Annotated in this window: 31 protein-coding genes and 1 pseudogene; 25 read left to right on the top strand and 7 right to left on the bottom strand. The window is 36.1% G+C overall.

All coding sequences use genetic code 11. The annotated features are described in order from the left end of the window. Nucleotides 1-10: 10 nt before the first annotated feature. Genes CVPH_RS06515 through trpC form a run of 4 tightly spaced genes read right to left on the bottom strand, consistent with a single transcriptional unit; the run spans nucleotide 11 to nucleotide 1824 of the window. Nucleotides 11-415: a hypothetical protein gene (locus tag CVPH_RS06515; protein WP_201340905.1), complete on the bottom strand. Its 405-nt coding sequence runs from the start codon at nucleotides 413-415 to the stop codon at nucleotides 11-13. Continuing rightward, on the bottom strand, nucleotides 403-624 hold the full coding sequence (locus CVPH_RS06510; protein WP_201340904.1) for a hypothetical protein: 222 nt from the start codon (nucleotides 622-624) through the stop codon (nucleotides 403-405). Before CVPH_RS06510 ends, CVPH_RS06515 begins: the two co-directional genes overlap by 13 nt. Next, nucleotides 617-1030, bottom strand: a complete 414-nt coding sequence (locus tag CVPH_RS06505; protein ID WP_201340903.1) for an OsmC family protein — start codon at nucleotides 1028-1030, stop codon at nucleotides 617-619. Before CVPH_RS06505 ends, CVPH_RS06510 begins: the two co-directional genes overlap by 8 nt. Next, nucleotides 1027-1824: an indole-3-glycerol phosphate synthase TrpC gene (gene trpC / locus CVPH_RS06500; protein ID WP_201340902.1), complete on the bottom strand. Its 798-nt coding sequence runs from the start codon at nucleotides 1822-1824 to the stop codon at nucleotides 1027-1029. Before trpC ends, CVPH_RS06505 begins: the two co-directional genes overlap by 4 nt. Nucleotides 1825-1892: 68 nt before the next feature. Here trpC and kdsA point away from each other — a divergent pair, with 68 nt between their 5' ends. Then, nucleotides 1893-2726 (top strand): 3-deoxy-8-phosphooctulonate synthase, encoded by an 834-nt coding sequence (gene kdsA / locus CVPH_RS06495; RefSeq protein ID WP_201340901.1) that lies wholly within the window; start codon nucleotides 1893-1895, stop codon nucleotides 2724-2726. 270 nt (nucleotides 2727-2996) lie between these two features. Here the strand turns inward: kdsA and CVPH_RS06490 are convergent, their stop codons facing one another. Next, a complete protein-coding gene (locus tag CVPH_RS06490; protein WP_201340900.1) occupies nucleotides 2997-3227 on the bottom strand; it encodes an RNA polymerase sigma factor in 231 nt (76 codons plus the stop codon). A gap of 440 nt (nucleotides 3228-3667) precedes the next feature. Further along, nucleotides 3668-4051 (bottom strand): cytochrome b, encoded by a 384-nt coding sequence (locus CVPH_RS06485; RefSeq protein WP_225879666.1) that lies wholly within the window; start codon nucleotides 4049-4051, stop codon nucleotides 3668-3670. A 324-nt stretch (nucleotides 4052-4375) separates the two neighbouring features. Here CVPH_RS06485 and CVPH_RS11045 point away from each other — a divergent pair, with 324 nt between their 5' ends. From CVPH_RS11045 to CVPH_RS06405, 21 genes and pseudogenes are all read left to right on the top strand, one after another. Then, nucleotides 4376-4717, top strand: a complete 342-nt coding sequence (locus CVPH_RS11045) for a DEAD/DEAH box helicase (RefSeq protein WP_342590432.1) — start codon at nucleotides 4376-4378, stop codon at nucleotides 4715-4717. Between the two features lie 199 nt (nucleotides 4718-4916). Further along, nucleotides 4917-5795 carry a RecQ family ATP-dependent DNA helicase gene (locus tag CVPH_RS11040; protein WP_342590431.1) on the top strand — a complete coding sequence of 293 codons (879 nt, stop codon included), beginning with the start codon at nucleotides 4917-4919 and terminating at the stop codon, nucleotides 5793-5795. Then, on the top strand, nucleotides 5789-6172 hold the full coding sequence (locus CVPH_RS11035; protein ID WP_342590430.1) for an HRDC domain-containing protein: 384 nt from the start codon (nucleotides 5789-5791) through the stop codon (nucleotides 6170-6172). The genes CVPH_RS11040 and CVPH_RS11035 overlap by 7 nt, the downstream gene beginning before the upstream one ends. Continuing rightward, nucleotides 6156-6347: a hypothetical protein gene (locus CVPH_RS06475; RefSeq protein WP_201340899.1), complete on the top strand. Its 192-nt coding sequence runs from the start codon at nucleotides 6156-6158 to the stop codon at nucleotides 6345-6347. Before CVPH_RS11035 ends, CVPH_RS06475 begins: the two co-directional genes overlap by 17 nt. A 516-nt stretch (nucleotides 6348-6863) precedes the next feature. Next, nucleotides 6864-7178, top strand: a complete 315-nt coding sequence (locus CVPH_RS10245; protein WP_225879665.1) for a hypothetical protein — start codon at nucleotides 6864-6866, stop codon at nucleotides 7176-7178. A 48-nt stretch (nucleotides 7179-7226) separates the two neighbouring features. Beyond that, nucleotides 7227-7415, top strand: a complete 189-nt coding sequence (locus tag CVPH_RS06465; protein WP_201340898.1) for a type II toxin-antitoxin system Phd/YefM family antitoxin — start codon at nucleotides 7227-7229, stop codon at nucleotides 7413-7415. A 29-nt stretch (nucleotides 7416-7444) separates the two neighbouring features. Next, a complete protein-coding gene (locus CVPH_RS10795) occupies nucleotides 7445-7579 on the top strand; it encodes a PIN domain-containing protein (protein WP_281064623.1) in 135 nt (44 codons plus the stop codon). Nucleotides 7580-7637: 58 nt separating this feature from the next. Beyond that, nucleotides 7638-7814 (top strand): PIN domain-containing protein, encoded by a 177-nt coding sequence (locus tag CVPH_RS10240; protein WP_225879664.1) that lies wholly within the window; start codon nucleotides 7638-7640, stop codon nucleotides 7812-7814. A gap of 4 nt (nucleotides 7815-7818) precedes the next feature. Continuing rightward, nucleotides 7819-8562 (top strand): 4-hydroxy-tetrahydrodipicolinate reductase, encoded by a 744-nt coding sequence (gene dapB / locus CVPH_RS06455; RefSeq protein WP_201340896.1) that lies wholly within the window; start codon nucleotides 7819-7821, stop codon nucleotides 8560-8562. Nucleotides 8563-8567: 5 nt separating this feature from the next. Then, the gene (locus CVPH_RS10235) at nucleotides 8568-8726 is read left to right on the top strand and encodes a hypothetical protein (protein WP_225879663.1); all 159 of its coding nucleotides are present in this window, start codon (nucleotides 8568-8570) and stop codon (nucleotides 8724-8726) included. Between the two features lie 92 nt (nucleotides 8727-8818). Further along, nucleotides 8819-9007, top strand: a complete 189-nt coding sequence (locus tag CVPH_RS10790; protein ID WP_281064622.1) for a DUF2238 domain-containing protein — start codon at nucleotides 8819-8821, stop codon at nucleotides 9005-9007. Next, nucleotides 8989-9204, top strand: a complete 216-nt coding sequence (locus CVPH_RS10230) for a DUF2238 domain-containing protein (RefSeq protein ID WP_281064621.1) — start codon at nucleotides 8989-8991, stop codon at nucleotides 9202-9204. Before CVPH_RS10790 ends, CVPH_RS10230 begins: the two co-directional genes overlap by 19 nt. A 7-nt stretch (nucleotides 9205-9211) precedes the next feature. Next, a complete protein-coding gene (locus CVPH_RS06445; protein ID WP_201340895.1) occupies nucleotides 9212-9511 on the top strand; it encodes a YciI family protein in 300 nt (99 codons plus the stop codon). Further along, nucleotides 9508-9759 (top strand): hypothetical protein, encoded by a 252-nt coding sequence (locus tag CVPH_RS11030; protein ID WP_342590429.1) that lies wholly within the window; start codon nucleotides 9508-9510, stop codon nucleotides 9757-9759. The genes CVPH_RS06445 and CVPH_RS11030 overlap by 4 nt, the downstream gene beginning before the upstream one ends. After that, a complete protein-coding gene (locus CVPH_RS11025) occupies nucleotides 9711-10151 on the top strand; it encodes an MBL fold metallo-hydrolase (protein WP_342590428.1) in 441 nt (146 codons plus the stop codon). The genes CVPH_RS11030 and CVPH_RS11025 overlap by 49 nt, the downstream gene beginning before the upstream one ends. Before the next feature lie 63 nt (nucleotides 10152-10214). Further along, the gene (locus tag CVPH_RS06435; protein WP_201340894.1) at nucleotides 10215-10463 is read left to right on the top strand and encodes a hypothetical protein; all 249 of its coding nucleotides are present in this window, start codon (nucleotides 10215-10217) and stop codon (nucleotides 10461-10463) included. After that, a complete protein-coding gene (locus CVPH_RS06430; protein WP_201340893.1) occupies nucleotides 10463-11707 on the top strand; it encodes a TlpA family protein disulfide reductase in 1245 nt (414 codons plus the stop codon). Before CVPH_RS06435 ends, CVPH_RS06430 begins: the two co-directional genes overlap by 1 nt. After that, nucleotides 11701-12894 carry a BaiN/RdsA family NAD(P)/FAD-dependent oxidoreductase gene (locus tag CVPH_RS06425; protein WP_225879825.1) on the top strand — a complete coding sequence of 398 codons (1194 nt, stop codon included), beginning with the start codon at nucleotides 11701-11703 and terminating at the stop codon, nucleotides 12892-12894. Before CVPH_RS06430 ends, CVPH_RS06425 begins: the two co-directional genes overlap by 7 nt. Nucleotides 12895-12915: 21 nt before the next feature. After that, nucleotides 12916-13113 carry a hypothetical protein gene (locus CVPH_RS06420; RefSeq protein ID WP_201342478.1) on the top strand — a complete coding sequence of 66 codons (198 nt, stop codon included), beginning with the start codon at nucleotides 12916-12918 and terminating at the stop codon, nucleotides 13111-13113. A gap of 310 nt (nucleotides 13114-13423) precedes the next feature. Next, nucleotides 13424-13648, top strand: coding sequence for a hypothetical protein (locus CVPH_RS06410; protein WP_201340890.1), 225 nt, complete (start codon nucleotides 13424-13426; stop codon nucleotides 13646-13648). A 20-nt stretch (nucleotides 13649-13668) separates the two neighbouring features. Then, a pseudogene (locus CVPH_RS06405) lies at nucleotides 13669-13967 on the top strand (DMT family transporter). 638 nt (nucleotides 13968-14605) lie between these two features. Here CVPH_RS06405 and CVPH_RS06400 read toward each other — a convergent pair. Further along, complete coding sequence (locus CVPH_RS06400; RefSeq protein ID WP_201340889.1) at nucleotides 14606-15187, bottom strand: malonic semialdehyde reductase; 582 nt, start codon at nucleotides 15185-15187, stop codon at nucleotides 14606-14608. A 32-nt stretch (nucleotides 15188-15219) separates the two neighbouring features. Here CVPH_RS06400 and CVPH_RS06395 point away from each other — a divergent pair, with 32 nt between their 5' ends. From CVPH_RS06395 to CVPH_RS06385, 3 genes are read left to right on the top strand one after another with little or no spacing between them, the layout of a single operon-like run. After that, nucleotides 15220-15639: a hypothetical protein gene (locus tag CVPH_RS06395; protein WP_201340888.1), complete on the top strand. Its 420-nt coding sequence runs from the start codon at nucleotides 15220-15222 to the stop codon at nucleotides 15637-15639. Nucleotides 15640-15648: 9 nt separating this feature from the next. After that, nucleotides 15649-15951 carry a hypothetical protein gene (locus CVPH_RS06390; RefSeq protein WP_201340887.1) on the top strand — a complete coding sequence of 101 codons (303 nt, stop codon included), beginning with the start codon at nucleotides 15649-15651 and terminating at the stop codon, nucleotides 15949-15951. A gap of 2 nt (nucleotides 15952-15953) precedes the next feature. After that, nucleotides 15954-17081: an NAD(P)/FAD-dependent oxidoreductase gene (locus CVPH_RS06385; RefSeq protein WP_201340886.1), complete on the top strand. Its 1128-nt coding sequence runs from the start codon at nucleotides 15954-15956 to the stop codon at nucleotides 17079-17081. The last annotated feature ends 30 nt before the right edge of the window (nucleotides 17082-17111 follow it).

The following is a 17111-nucleotide window of genomic DNA, read 5'->3' as shown; positions in this document are numbered from 1 at the left end:
ATGCCGAGTTTTAGAAACCGTATTGGTATTTTAGGTTGATTTTTCGGTAGCGTTCTTTGGAGTCAAGTTTGAGTCGTATTTTGCCCCAGTCGCCTTCGAATTTGACTTTTTTTTCTAATGCTTTGAGCTTCATCTTGACATTGAGAATGGCTTGTTCTGACTTGCTCCATTGCTCGTCATAACTGATGGGTGTGCCTAGTTGGTATTCATGATAAAGCAGTTGGCTTTTGATGTCGTCTGCTTTATTTTTAATATCAAAGACGTTTTCGCCTAACTCGTAACTAATTTCAAGGTTAAGCACTTTAACATCTAATGCTTTGACTGTTTGGGTAATGTTTGTTGTTTGCGCCAAACTGTGATTGACTAGAGCGCTAAAGCTAAAGGTTAAGATGAGTAATAATTTTAGGAAAACCAATGGTAAATCCCTAATGTATTAACGCAAACAAAGACCGTATTCAGCAGTACTAGAGAATTGTCATTATTTTTAGCGCCTTGGACAATCCAACTAATGGCCGATGCCATAAAAAAAAGATAGCCAAATTTAGACCATTCAAAGTTAAGCGCTACCAATAAGCCACCTGTAATGCCAGTAACCGTGCCAAACCACCCCCAAGTGTTATTCATGAACTTTAAAATCGTGTGTAACGATGGCAGTTTTCCCTAGCATGATGGAGGCAGAGCAATATTTATCTGCAGATAAACTGACTGCTTTGGCTACTTTTTTTCCATTTAGGTTGTTTCCCTTAATAACAAGGTGAATATGAATATCAGTAAATACTTTTGGGTGTTCGTCTGCACGTTTGGCGGTAATTTCTGCATGGCAATCTTGCACTTCTTCACGCATTTTTTTTAAAGTTGAAATAACATCAATAGTCGTGCAACCACCCATGCCAAGTAGCAGCATTTCCATGGGGCGAATGCCTAAATTTTTGCCGCCCAATTCTTCAGGACCATCCATAACCACAGCATGACCACTGGCTGATTCACCGACCATCATCATATTATCAATCCATTTAACGGTTGTTTTCATGCAAAAATCTCCTGTAATGCTTGGCCTGGGTTGGGTTGGCGCATAAAGGCTTCGCCCACTAAGTAGCCATAGATGTTGTTTGTGTTCATAAGTGTTACATCTTCAGCATTTAAAATGCCACTTTCGGTAATTACCAAAGTATCCTCTTTTATTTCTTCTAATAAATCTATTGTCGTTTGTAAAGACACATCAAATGTACGTAGATTTCGATTGTTAATGCCTATCATTGGTAAGTTAAGTTTGAGTGTGCGTTTAAGTTCTTTTAAGTTGTGCACTTCAATTAATACATCCATATTTAGAGAGATTGCTAATGATGAAAGCTCATTCATTTGCGCATCAGTTAAACAAGCAGCGATGAGTAAAATACAGTCTGAACCCATTGTGCGCGCTTCATAAACTTGATAAGCATCAATAATAAATTCTTTGCGTAAAATGGGTAGTGACACGGCTGCTCTTGCGTCAATTAAGTACTGATTATCACCTTGGAAAAAATCTTTATCAGTTAGAATAGATAAGCAAGTAGCGTCTCCTAGCTCATAACTTTTGGCGATTTCAACCGGGTTAAAATCTTTGCGTAAAACGCCTTTTGAAGGGGAGGCTTTTTTAATCTCAGCAATCACAGCATTTTGTTTGGCATCTATTTTGGTTTTAAGCGCTTGGTAAAAGCCACGTGTTTTTGATGCGTTTTTTGATTGCTCGATAAGCTCTGTTAAAGGCATGGTTTTTATACATTGCGCAATTTCTTGTTGCTTTCTAGCAATAATTTTTTTTAAAATATCAGGAGTGTTTGTCATGATTAAGTATTTTAAATGAATTGTATAACTTATAATTAAAGCTTAAACTTTTAAGCAAGACTTAAGCCATGAAATTACTAGATTTTGAAGCAGGTATTGATCAACCATTTTTTTTAATAGCAGGTCCTTGCGTTATTGAATCTGAAGCCTTGGCGATGGAAACAGCGATTTATTTGGTAAAAGTCACCAGTGATTTGGGCATCAACTTTATTTATAAGTCATCCTATGATAAGGCAAATCGAACCAGTGCTAATAGTTTTAGAGGCTTGGGGTTGGAGCAAGGCCTAAGAATTTTGCAAAAGGTTAAAGATGAGGTTGGTGTGCCTGTTTTAACCGATGTTCATGAAGACACGCTACTTGATGAAGTGGCGAGTGTGGTTGATATGATGCAAACGCCTGCTTTTTTGGTGCGCCAAACTAATTTTATTCAAAATGTTTGCAAACAAGGCTTGCCTGTTAATATTAAAAAAGGCCAATTCCAAGCCCCTTGGGATATGAACAATGTAGTTGAAAAAGCCCATGCTACAGGTAATCAACAAATTATTGTGTGCGATCGTGGTACTTCGTTTGGCTATAACACTTTGGTTTCTGATATGCGCGGCTTGGCAAGTATGCGCAGCACAAATTGTCCCGTGGTGTTTGATGCTACGCATTCAGTACAACAGCCTGGTGGACAAGGCACAACCTCAGGTGGTCAGCGAGAAATGGTGCCAGTTCTGGCAAGAGCAGCCGTTGCTGTTGGTATTAGTGGTATTTTTATGGAAACCCATCCAAACCCTGAGAATGCCAAGAGCGATGGTCCTAATTCTATGCCGATTGATAAAATAGAAGAATTACTTAAAACCTTGCAAGAATTAGACAATATAACTAAGAAAAATGGTTTTTTAGAAAATAGTTTGTAAAAACATTTAGTTGTTTGTGTAACTAATGTCTATTGCTTTTTCTTAAGGCACGAAACAATCTTTTGTGTTGTTGTTGGTCCAATGATAGCGCTGTTTCTTTAATAAAGTTTTTTATTAATTTATCCTTTTGTTGTTTTAATTGCGCTTGTTCTTGTTCTAAATTTTCCTCCAAATCGGATATGGATCTGCGACATGGTCAATATGTTCAATTAATTGTGTTTTAATCTTTTTCTTATAATCTAGACACAAATTAGCAATCACTTTATAAAATCAAGTGGTAAAAAGACTTTTTTCAGATTGATAACTATTAGGATTGTCCCAAAGGTTTAAAAAGGCTTCTTGGACAATATTTTGAGCATCGTTTCGATTAAGCAACATACGATAAGACATGGCATAAAAACGCTGATGATGTCTTTGAACCAAAATATCAAATGCCTGATGACGGTGTTTTTGAATCAAAATCATCAAGCATTCGTCATTTTTCTTACTAATAACGTTCATTAGGTTGTTAGAGGGTTATTTTTAGTAAGCGTAATTAAAACATCCTTCTTGTTGGTTGATGTTGATTTCGTCTATGATTCTTCATTTCATTTTGTGTTAATACGCCATCACCATTCGTATCCATTTGAGAGAATTTTGCTTTTTAAGTGTGATAAATTCATCCAAGGTAATTTTTTTATCAGCGTTACTCAATTATGCCTTTCAAACTTATGATTTTTATTAGTATAGTGTGACGCGTGGTGTTGATTGTATGATTGATATCTATGGTTATCTCAATCACATGCTTTGCCATTATCGCTAAAAGCATAACTACTTGTTGTTAGGGCGCTGTTTTTTCATAGTTGTTTTCTTATATTTTAGTTAGGTCAATAAAATATCTTATTGACACTAATTGATACGAGATATTAACTTAAAGTCTTCGGTTGTAAAGCCTCAAATATTTACTTTTTACCAAGCATTCTATGCAAGGTACTGTCTTTATCGATAAAATGGTGTTTTAACGCACCGATGATATGCAATGTAATAGAAAATATCATTATTTTTCCACCCAATCCATGCAAGGTATTACCCAAACCTGCAAGAGATTTACTAAGCGGTATCGCTTTTCCTGGATTCCATTCATCCGGATTGATTGCTAGCAACTCCAAGCCAAAGACAGATAAGCCATGTCCACCTGAACCTGACATTAACATACCAGAGATTGGCATCATCACTGTGCCAATAATTAACATCCAGTGAATGATTTTTGCGCCTATTTGCTCAATTCTTTTATATTGACTGAGGCAGGTACAGGCTAGCCATTTTGAATGCGCTAAATTACCCATATTAAAATAACGCTAAAGAGTAGAATGCCAATTGACTTGTGCATTGAGTATAGAAAAAAACTTTGTTTTCCTCCATGTGTATACCCACTACAATTAATGCAATAAAAACAATGGCAATAATCTAATGTAGTGAAATAGTAATTAAAGAGAGTTTTTGCTTATTGTTTTTTGTCATTTTGTATGCCTTTAAATCAGTTAAAAAATAATATCTAACTTACATGGTACGAACCATATATTAAAAACCTTCGTTTTTTCGTAATTTTTTTATAAATGGCATTATTTGAAGATTGTACGATATTGTTTTAAACACCTAGATAGTAATCCATGCCTAAAAGTAAGCATCAAATTTTACAAAATACTTTCGGGTTTAATGAGTTTCGCCCATTGCAAGAAACAGTGGTGGATAAAATTTTGAATCATGAAGATGTGTTGCTAATTTTGCCAACAGGCGGCGGTAAATCGTTGTGCTATCAGTTGCTAGCATTGTTGATGGAAGGGGTTGTGGTTTCGCCTTTATTAGCATTGATGCAAGATCAGGTACATGGCTTGGCAGCAAAAGGAATTCATGCCGTTATGATGTCATCCATGCAGGATATGGAACAAATCATACAGGCGCAAAATGATTTGCAAAATGGCGTAGTGAAACTTGTTTTTTGTTGCACCTGAGCGTTTGCAAAATGATTAATTTTTGCATTTTTTGACCACGCTTAACATGGCATTTTGCCATTGATGAGGCGCATTGCGTGAGTGAATGGGGGCATGAGTTTCGAGCAGATTATCGTCAATTGGGTTTATTAAAGTCTCATTTTCCTGAAGTGGGCATTGCCGCCTTTACGGCAATGGACATCAACAATTGCTAGACTTTTTGCAAAACAATGCTCATGAACAAGGCATTATTTATACACTATCACGTAAAAATACCGAGTCATTAAGTGCGTTTTTAAACACCCAAGGTCTAAAGGCGCGTGCTTATCATGCTGGCTTGTCAACTCAAGAGCGTCGCCAAGCGTTTAGTGAATTTGTGAATGATGAGATTGATATTATGGCTGCCACCATTGCATTTGGCATGGGGATTAATAAAAGCAACATTTGTTTTGTGGTGCACATGTCCATTCCTAAAACCATGGAAGCTTATTATCAAGAAATGGGTAGAGCGGGTAGGGAGGGATTAAAAAGTGAGGTTTTGTTGCTTTACTCTACGCAAGATTTGGTTTTACTGGGGCGTTTTATTGCTGATATTGAGAACGAATCTTATCGAAATCTAGCCTATCAAAAACTCAGCTTAATTAAAAAATACGCGTTTTCTGAAGGTTGTCGGCATCAAGCACTCAGTCATTATTTTGATGACGAAATGTCCAAATGCCAAACCCAATGTGACAATTGTCTTAATCCTGATGTTGAACGTAGCGATATTAGCGAGCAAGCAAAGATGTTTTTATCAGCCATTTATCGCACTGATCAGCGTTTTGGGCAAGGGCATATTGTTGATGTTTTACTAGGCTCAAAAAATCAAAAAGTATTAAACAGTGGGCATCAAAATTTATCTGTATATGGCATTGGTAGCGCTACCAGTCGAATTTTGTGGAAAATTATTGGCGACCGTTTATTGGAGATAGACGCCCTAATGGCGGGTGAATTCAAGGTTTTGAAATTGACTAGTATTGCCAAGAAAATTTTAAAATCAGAGCAAACAGTTGATATTCGCCAAAGTAATTTACAAACACAAATCAAGAATATTTGGTAGATGAGAAAATTTTAGAAGCATTACAAGCACTAAGACGAGAAATTGCCAAAGAAGAAGCCACGCCAGCTTATATTGTCTTTGACAATAAGGCGCTAACAGAAATGGCGCATTTTTTACCTAATAATGAAGAAAAGCTGCTACAAATTAATGGTGTGGGACAGGTTAAGCTTGAAAAATATGGTGCTCGTTTTTTAGCATTATTAGCCACATTAAGAGCAAATGATTTTCAAGATCCTATTGTTGAAACTCAGCCAGTAGTTGTTAAAAAACTACACACTACTTACCAAGCTACTTTGGCATTAATCGACCAAAACTCATCCATAGAAAACATCTGTCACCAACGCGATTTAGCATTAACCTGTGCTAAGCCATATTAACAAACTGGCAAATAGTGGCAAAATTGAACATTTAAAAAGACAACAATTATTTGCCACAATTCACACTGATGAGGCAATTAATCATTGGATTTTACAAGGTCTTGAGCAAATAGATTCGATTGAAAAAATGCAACACCATTTAGCAATTTTTAAGCAGCTTAATCAAATGGATTAGAGAATTAAGAATAAATTATTATTTATATTAATTCTACCTTGCTTAATTCTTGCAAACAAGCCTAATTTATTTTTACTTAAAACGTATGATAAACATCTTGATGTGATTGATTGGGTTATGAGTGAAAATTAGACGGCATCAGAGGATTTTGGGACGGGAAAAAACTAATCAGCCGAGGCGGAAAAACACTTAATCCGCCAAAGTTTTGGACGATGAATTTTCCAGATTTTGAAATTGATGGCGAACTTTGGACAAAGCGTGGTGATTTTGAACGCATTTCTTCAATTGTGAGATGAAAAATTCCTAATAATCGTTGGAAGGCTGTGAGTTTTAATATTTTTGAAGTGCCTAATCAAAAAGGCGGCTTATTTAAAATGTTTAGAGGTTTTTTAAGTTCATCTTAGGCAATACCCTAGTAAAATTTTAAGAATTATCAAACAAACATCCATTAAATCCAAGCAACAATTAGATAATTTCCTAGGTAAAGTAGTTAATAATAAGGGCGAAGGTGTTGTGGTGCGTAACCCTAAAACACATTATCAAACTATGTGTTTATCGAGTGCTTTAAAGGTTAAAAAGTATCACGATGAGGAATGTATCGTCATTGAGATATTGAGTGGAAAAGGCAAATATAAAAACAAAATGGGCTCGGTTAAATGCAAAACTAAAAAAGGACTGGTTGTTAAAATCGGCTCAGGGTTTACAGACATTGAGCGATCACATCCACCTGCTATTGGCAGTGAGATTACCTTTAAATATTACGGGCTAACTAAAAATAAAAAGCATAAATACCCAGTATTTCTAAGAATCAGACCAAAATTGACTAACTAAACCAGTTTTGGTATAATTTGACCAGTTTTTATTAAAAAGGTGAATGTCATGTTGGTAAATGTATCAGAAGCAAAAACAAAATTATCCGATTTAATAAATCACGCTTATCAAGGCGAAACAATTACCATTGCTAAACACAATCTACTGATGGTAGATTTGGTTATACACAAACCTGAGAATAAGAAAAAAATCAAACAGGCATTTGTCCTTTACAAAGACTTGAAAATTGACGGATAGGTATTTCAAAAAACAATCAAAGGTGAGTGGTGATTGCTGTTTTTGATACCAATATCTTGATTGATTATTTAAATAGCGAAGCCAAAGCAAAAAATACAATTGAGCAATATGACCAGATTGCAATTAGTGTTATTACCTATATAGGAAGTAATGGTTGGCGTTAAAGATGTGCATAAAAAAACGTTAAAGATTTTTTAAAAAGTTTTCAAATATTGAATTTCGATGAAAAAAATGACAGAGGATATTGTCAAAGTTAGAAATACATTAAGGGTAAAGTTGCTAGATACGATTATTTTGGCAACAGCAAGACAAAATAAGGCTGTTTTAGTCATCCGAACTTCTAAATATTTCTCAAAAAATCAGCAAGATATCGTTATCCCCTATAAATTGGAGAACTGAAAAGATGATAAAAATTGCAGTTACTGGTGTGTCAGGGCGCATGGGTCAAGCCATTATTGAAGCAATCAATCAAAATGATAGTGTTGAGTTAGGTGTTGAGTTAGATAGGAGCGATGATTTAAATGTTGTATTAAACCAGTTTGATGTGCTCATTGATTTCACTTGTCCAATAGCTACACTTGGCTATTTAGCAATTTGTGCTAAGGCAGGCAAGAAAATGGTTATTGGTACGACAGGTTTTAATGATAATGAACTAAATCAATTAACCGCTCTTGTACAGAATACACCTATTGTGTTTGCACCTAATATGAGCGTAGGTGTTAATTTATCTTTAAAGCTTTTGGAAATGGCGGCAAAAGTAGTGGGAGAAGAGAGCGATATTGAAATTATTGAGACGCATCACCGCTTTAAGGTGGATGCCCCTAGTGGCACTGCATTAAAGATGGGCGAGGTGATTGCTGATACACTAGGTAGGGATTTAAAAACGTGTGCCATTTATGGGCGAGAAGGTATTGAGCAGGTGAGAGATAAAAACACAATTGGGTTCTCTACAATTCGTGGTGGTGATGTGGTGGGTGAACATACAGTGAGTTTTTTTATGCAAGGCGAGCGTGTAGAAATTACTCATAAGGCTTCATCAAGAATGACCTTTGCACTTGGGGCGCTCCGTGCAGCAATTTGGTTGGATAAAGTGCCTTCTGGCAAAGGCTGTGTTTATTCGATGAAAGATGTATTGGAGATTACTTAAAAAAAATGCGACCACATACGCATAAAGCACCACTCATTTTATTGGTAACTTATATAACTTTGTTTACTGTGTTGGCAATTAGCCCTTATGATAGAGCTACTTGGTGGGCGGAAAATATCCTAGTTTTGATTGTTGTTGGTATTTTAGTGCTTACCTTATGCTAGTTTCAAGTTTTTAAATTTTTCTTATATACTTATGAGTTTGTTTTTGTGTTACAATGCCATTGGCGGGTACTTTACTTTTGAAGTAGTACCATTTGATTGCCCCCAATCATCTATTATCAACATTGGGTTTTGATTTTGTTATCCCTGAAGGGCGTAATAATTTTGATCGCTTAGGACATTTTTTGGTTGGTGTTTTCTCCTATGCTGTGGTTGAGACTAGTGTGCGTAAAAAATGGGCGAGCAATAACTTTATGGTTGGCTATTGGGTGTATTTGTCTTAGGTTTTTTGGCAGCAAGTTATGAAATTATTGAAATGGTTTATGCGATTACCGAAGGTGGAGAATCGGGAGCAGCTTTTTTAGGCTCTCAAGGTGATATTTGGGATGCTCAAAAAGATATGTTGCTTGATATATTAGGCGCTTGTATATTTGGGTTATTGGCGCTGTTTAATCAGCGTAATTGGCGGGAGAGATATTAAAAAAATTATGCTATACGCTATTATTTCACAAGATGTTGACGATTCACTAGAAAAAAGAATGCTAGCACGTCCAGCACATATTAAGCGATTAGAGGTTTTAAAAAATCAAGGGCGTTTAATTTTGGCAGGGCCTCATCCTGCTATTGATACTAATGAGCCAGGTAGCACCGGCTTTACAGGTTCGTTAGTGGTGGCAGAATTTGATTCTTTAGAAGTTGCAAAAGTTTGGGCAAATGCAGACCCTTATATTAAGTCTGGTGCTTATGCTAGCGTTTTTGTTAAACCATTTAAAAAGGTATTGCCATGAGTTTATTACTACGCCCTTTATTTGAAAAAATCAGTTCAACTTATACCTATCTTTTGGCAGATATGCAAATTTTGGATGCTATTATCATTGATGCAGTAGATGAAACTAAGCAGCATGATATTGGCTTGATTGAAGAATTGAATTTGAATTTTAAATATATTCTTGAAACACACGTGTATGCCGACCATATTACTAGTTCTTGTCCATTAAAGCAGTATTTAGTCAGGCTAAAATTGTGTTGGGTGTAGCTAATGTGGTTACTTGTACAGATATTTTGCTTAATGATGGCGATACTTTATCATTTGGCGCTTATACTTTGGGTGCTATGACAACCCCTGGGCATACAGATGGTTGCATGTCTTATGTGGTGGATAATCAAATCTTTACAGGCGACGCCTTATTGATTAGAAGTTGTGGTAGGTGTGATTTTCAAGGTGGTTCGGCGGAAAAATTGTTTGATTCTACTCAAAAAATATTCACCTTACCTGATGAGACTTTGGTCTATCCTGCCCATGATTATGGCGGTAGAAGAGTGAGTTCAATTTGGGAAGAAAAGCAATTTAACGAAATGATTGGTGCGAATGTAGACAAACAAACGTTTATCCATCAAGGTCAATGCAATGGAACTAGATTTGCCTAAAAAAATCCATGTTACAGTACCTGCTAATCAAGTTTTTGGTGCAAAAATTATGATTAAAACGCCATGAGAAGTTATTCGCTAGATCCGCATCCAAGCATTAGCGTTGTTAAAGAGACATTTGCTGTGGTTAGAATTCCAAGAATTAAGCGTGAACGTGTACCGGCTAATAATGTAGAAGTGGTTGAAGATTTAGATATCGCTATGGAAAAATCAGACCCTAGTAATCATTTATACGCTGCCAAAGTACTGGGTCCATCCAGGTCATCTGAAGGCATGACGCTGTATTATATTTTAGAAATGTATAACGTTTAATGAAGTGGTTTAGTTTACTGTTGATTTTATTAGTGCCACTTGTTCATGGCGGGCAAAGCACTGAGTTTGAATTAACATCAGGCGATACAATTAGTGCTGATGTTTATTCAGCAGACACACAGGTGCTATTTTTATATTTGCCTTCTGAGCGTGGTTTTGGCAAGGGCTATGTACCTACAGTACAACAATTGGCGTTTTTTGGTGTTGATGTGTGGGTGCTTGATCTTCATAGTAGCTATATGGTGCCAAAGCATCGCAGTAGTATCAATCGGTTTAAGGTTGAAGATGTGTTGGAAATTGTATCAATTGCTAAACGTAAAGGATTTGAAAAAATATTTTTTTTAACCTCAGGTAGAGGCGCACAATTGGCACTTAAAACTGCACATCAGTGGCAATTAAAAAACCCAAAATCTAATTTAATTAAAGGCCATATCTTTCATTCGCCATACCTTATTCATGGCAAACCAGAATTGGGCGCTAAAGCTGAATATGTTGATATTTCAACGGTTAGTAACTTGCCTATTTATTTATTATTACCGCAGTTTGGTACTAAATATTTTAGAGCGGATGAAATTTTTGAGCAATTAAAAATAGGGGGTAGCTCCATATTTACACATCGATTAAAAGGGGCACATGGTGGGTTTCATATGCGCAACGAAAAAGACTTAAAACCCATGGATTTAAAAGTCAAAAAAGGCTTGAGTGATACTTATGTACTTGCTATGAATTTGATGAATACTGTTGATATCCCTAAAGTGATGGCGCTAAAAAAACAAACCAAGAATGCTCAAAGCCTTTCATTTGGTGAGCCTATATTAAAGCCTTATAAAGGTAAATCAAACATAAGCCTTAAGCTGAAATCAATTGATGGGCAAATATTAAATATTAAAGATTTTGATAATCAAGTGATATTAATTAATTTTTGGGCAAGTTGGTGCAAACCTTGTGTGACAGAAATCCCATCATTGGTTAGATTGCAAACCATACTGAAAGATAAGCCATTTAAAATTCTTACAGTTAATGTTGGCGAGTCAAAACAAGAGATAGATGCATTCATGAAAAAAGTAAAGTTTGACTTGCCAATCATGCTTGACCATTCTGGACAGGCGGTAAGAGATTGGGGTGTTTATGCTTATCCGTCTAATTTTTTGCTGGATAAAAATGGCAACATTAGATACACTTACCGTGGCGCGCTAGAGTGGGATGCTAGACCAATTGTTAAAACCATTCAGTCGTTATTTTAGCGCCTTATGAAATTGTTATTGTTGGCGCAGGTGCAGCAGGGCTTATGTGTGCAATTGAGGCGGGCAAACGGCATAAAAAAGTTTTAGTTATTGATAAAGCCAATAAAGCAGGTAAAAAAATTCTTATCTCAGGTGGTGGTCGTTGTAATTTTACTAATTTATGGATTGAACCAGAGGCTTATTTATCAAACAATCCACATTTTCATAAATCTGCATTAGCGCGTTATACGCAGTGGGATTTTATAAAATTAATGGATAAGCACAATTTGAGTTGGTATGAAAAAACACAAGGTCAGTTATTTTGCGAGCAAAAATCAGGTGCAATTTTACAAATGCTATTGGATGAGTGCGCTCAAGTAGGGGTTGATTTTGTTTTTAACGCTTCAGTAACAAGCCTAGAGTTTGATACTAAATACACCCTTCAAACCAGCCAAGGTGGTTATCAAACAAATACCTTAGTCGTTGCGACTGGTGGCGCCTCTATTCCTAAAATGGGTGCGACTGATTTTGGCTTGCAAGTTGCTAAGCAATTTAATATTAACACGATTGATTTTACGCCAGCACTTGTGCCGTTGACTTTCCATATTAACGATATTAATCGCTACTTAAAGGGCTTATCAGGCTTGTCACTAGAGGTAGTGGTTGAGTGCAATGGGCAATCCTTTCGAGATTTTATTTTAATAACGCACAAAGGCATTAGCGGGCCTGCTATTTTACAAATCTCTTTATTTTGGTGTCCTGGCAATAAATTAAGCATTAATTTATTGCCAGATATTAATGCAACTGATTGGCTGATTACACAACAACAAATGCGAGGTAAGACAACCTTAAAGACTGTTTTATCAACACACTTTCCTAAACGATTTGCACAGCGACTGGCAAATGTATTATTACCAAACTCATTGGAAAATAAACCACTGAGTCAAATTAATAAAAGTGAGCTTTCTCTTTTTGGACACGCACTCAACAATTGGCAACTTTACCCAAATGCCACTGAGGGCTTGCGTGTCGCTGAGGTGTGTTTAGGGGGGGTTGATACCAATGAATTGTCCTCCAAAATCATGCAAGTTAAAAAGCAACCCAGTCTATATTTTATTGGTGAAACTGTTGACGTGACAGGTCAATTAGGCGGTTATAATTTCCAATGGGCTTGGTCATCTGGCTGGGTGGCTGGGCAAGTGGTTTAGTTTAATGAGTGCGAGGTAAGAGTGGCAGCAGGCATTGTATTTTTGTTTGATTTGTTTATTCGAATTTTTTTAAACCCTAAATACGTTCCATCTATAGTTATGGGTCGTTGGATGGTTAATAACCAAACACCAGAATATGTTGGTGCACTACAAAAAAGATGGGTTTTGGGTTTTGGGTTTTGTTTTGGTAGCCATTATGTTTTATCTGGCGGTGCTTAATAATGTTTGCAGAACGATTAATATTCGTGTTCGTGTTTGTGCTTCGTGTTTGGGGTTATTACTCTTTGGAGCAGTGTTTGGTATTTGTGGGGGTTGTAAAATTTATAATCTATGTCACAAGCAAGAGGTTCAATATTGTCCAGGAGAATCATGCGATTTAAACAAAAGGCGAGTCCCATCCAAAATCTAGATTTAGTACATAAAGTTATATTTACTTTATCAATACTAGTACTTTTTTATTTAGCATTTGGCAATGTTATTAAATTTTTAATCAATCATAAGGAAAAACCTAAAAACACCATCAAGTTCGTTGATTTTAATATTAAGTGCTAGTTTGTTGTCATTTTCTGCTTTTGGTGCTGATAACAACAACGTTGTTAAAAAAGAAAATGCAACAACAAGATTAGCCAAGGAATGTCAAGCATCAAGCTGGGCAATTGCCATTGGTCATGAACAAAAATGGAAGTTGCACAATGGTTGCTCTACTGAGCAAGAATCTCAGCAAGAAAAGAAAAACAGTTCTAGTTCTAAATAATGGTGTATTAGTATTTAGCAATAGCAATTATCGCGAAAGTCGTTGCAACCAGTGCGCTCAAAGCTTCAACTGAGTTTACAAAACTACTATCAAGTTTAATTGTTATTGTAGGATATGCCATTTTATTTTATGATCTTAACTTTAAGAACAATATCGGTGGGTATTACCTATGCGATTTGGTCAGGCGCCGGTATTGTTTTAGCCACTATTGCAGGTGTATTTTTATATAAACAAATACCAAATATTCCTACTATTATTGGGTATGTGCCTAATTATATTAGGCGTTATTATTATTCATATTTTTTTCAAAATCAACTAATTAAGGTTTTTCTTCAATATTTAATTGTTGAGCCATATTTCCAACTATTTTTAATAAATAATGTTTAACAAATTATATTCTCTAGTTTTGATATTGTTGATAAGTTCTTGTTCTAGTACAGGTATTGGCGAAAGATTTGCAGATTCTGTAACAAGTTTTTTGCTAAAAATTTATGTAGGTAAAGATTACAATACAGTTGCTACTAATACTAGATTTACTAATGACTTAATTCCTAAGAGGGTTAAAATTATTGGTAGCCAGCTCAGTGAAAAAACTTTACCCGGTGGTAACACATCCATATTCATTTACTTCCTCAAGGTTCATCAAGTTTAGGAGGTAGTTCATTTGGCTCAATTCCAGGGCTAGGTAGTATATTTTCCACTGGTGTAAAGAAAAAGCAAAGATTTGATATTTATGCCTTTTGGTTAACAAAAGCGACACAATCATTGATTATGGACATGGAAGGTATAACACAACAAAGACTTATGGCGGACCTGTTATTTTTGGAAGCTATAATTGTAGTACTGCTGAAATAACTGGGATATCATCTGAGGTTGAAGGCATAATCATTTTTTCTAAAAATTTACCGATTTCCTCTTGAAAGTAATATAAATTGTTTTTGCATAAAACAAAGGTGCCTAAATAATTTTGCAAGCCTCATCAAAACTTAAACGTGGCGATCTTGGAAAAATTTTACTATGGTCGCCATGGCCAATGCCACATAAGAAAATAGATTTGGTTTTGCCATCTGGGAAAAATTCATTATCTAAGGTTTTGTTGTTAAATCCACCCATTGGTCCACAATCTAGCCCGACAGCACGGGTCGCCATGATGAAATAAGCACCTTGTAAAGTGGCGTTCATTTCTCCTGCTGATTTTATTTTTTCAGGTTTGCCTTGGTACCAACTTTTGGCATCAGTATGGGGAAATAAAAGCGGCAATTTTTCGTAAAATTCCGTGTCATAGCTAATAATAGCAACAACTGGTGCGTTCATACTTTTGTCAATATTACCTTCATCAAGATGTGGTTTTAAACGTTGTTTAGCAGCATCTGATTTAATAAAAGTAATACGTGCAGGGCAATTGTTAGCTGCAGTAGGGGCAAATTTCATCAGTTCATAAATTTGATGAATTTGCGTCTCAGATATGTCTTGCTTCAACCAGCCATTGTGACTTCTTGCATGACAAAATAAAGTATCTAGTGTGTCCTTACCAAGCATTAAAATACCCTCAACTATTCATAAATAATAATATGCTAGATTATATATTTTTTGATGCTAAATTATCAAATAAATTTAAAGACCATTTAACAAAGGTAGACATAGAATTTAAATGCGAACAAGACAGTGCGTTTGGCTCTGTGCAAGGTGAAATTGTTTCAATTGCTGATGAAACCAGTGAGGGCTTATTGAATGAATTGCAAAAGTTATACGATGAATTACAGGGCGAGCTAGAAAAATTATTAGAACAAAGTAATGAAGGCTTAACTATGAGTGCAGCAGGCATGGAAGTGAAGCTAAAAGATGGTAAATTATGCACACTTAGGGTTACACCAGATATTGTAGCGCGTATATTAACTGTATTAGAGTTTAACGAACTACAAGCGTTTGTTGACAATATTGTAAAAAGCGTAGAAGAGCCAGACAGCAGGCATTTTTGTCATAACAAATAGGAGAATAAAATGAGTGAATATTTTGTAATTATGTCATTTGAGTTAACCAATCAAGATTTAATGAATGATTGGAAGACTTTATCAAAAGAAATTGATGAGGATATTGCTAAAGCTGATGGGTTTATTTCACGTGATTCTGGGATTGATAAAGATGGACGCGTGTATTGTTTGGTTAAATGGCAAAGTAAAGTGCATCACGTAAACTTTACCAAACTACTTGAAGCCAGAGAGCAGTGGCCACAAATGATGGCGTATTTTTGCAATATTGCCAACATGGAAACAAGCACAACTCAAATATTGGAGATTTTTTAAGAATGAAAAAAATTACCATTATTGGGTCGGGCTTTGCAGGATTAACAGCTGTTAGAACCCTTATAAAAAGCGACAAGCACGCACAAATCACTTTAATATCACCGAAGGCAGAGCTGGTTTATATGCCAAGTTTAATTTGGGTGCCATCAGGTATAGCCAGTAAAAAAGACATTGTTATTCCACTTGAGCGTTTTTTTAAGCGTATGAATGTTCGCCATATCGCTAGTGAAGTTACAGGCTTGGAAAATCATGCTAGAACTGTAATCACTTCAGCAGGTGAGTATGAAAATGATGTGCTTATTATTGCCTCAGGTGGGCGGTTTCTTAAGAAACCGCCTGGCATTGAGCACGCTATTACCCCGTGTGAGGGATTGAGTGCTGTTGAGCAGATACGTGATAGAATTCAGGCTATGGATAGTGGTAATATTGCCATTGGTTTTGCGAGTAATCCCAAGGAGCCAAGTGCCATGCGTGGTGGTCCAATGTTTGAGTTTTTGTTTGGCTTGGATACACAATTACGACAAGAAGGTCGGCGTGATAAATTTAATCTGACTTTTTTTACCCCTGCAAAAAAACCAGGTGCTCGCTTAGGTGAAAAGGCGGTTAAGGGTTTATTAAGTGAAATGAAAAAGCGCAATATTAACACGCATCTTGGGCATAAGATGAAAGCTTTTGAAGCTGATAAAGTCATTACTGAGGGTGGTGAGTTTGCCACAGATTTGATTTTGTTCATGCCAGGCATGACAGGAAATCAGTGGTTTGATAACACTGAACTTGAGCGTAGTGAAGGCGGCTTACTTAAAGCGGATAAATTTTGTCAAGTTCAGGGTGCTGAGAGGGTGTTTGTGGCAGGTGACTCAGGTTCTTTCTCAGGGCCAGAGTGGATGCCAAAGCAAGCACATATGGCAGATTTACAAGCTGCTGCCGCTGCTAAAAATGTGCTAGATGTTCTGGATAATAAGCCTGCCAGTCATACTTTTAAGATTGAATTGATGTGTATTGTTGATTCAAATAATAAAGGTATGTACATATCACGCACACTCAAAGGCGGATTAATGTTACCAAATTGTCGTTTGATGCATTATGCCAAGCAAGTTTTTGGTTGGTGGTATTTGCGTCAATATCGTTAAATTATTTAAAAAAACTTTGTGAGGTTTTTT

Origin of the sequence: Abyssogena phaseoliformis symbiont OG214 (assembly GCF_016592595.1) — a bacterium.
In the GTDB taxonomy this organism is placed as follows: domain Bacteria; phylum Pseudomonadota; class Gammaproteobacteria; order PS1; family Pseudothioglobaceae; genus Ruthia.
This window is presented reverse-complemented; position numbering and strand designations above follow the sequence as displayed.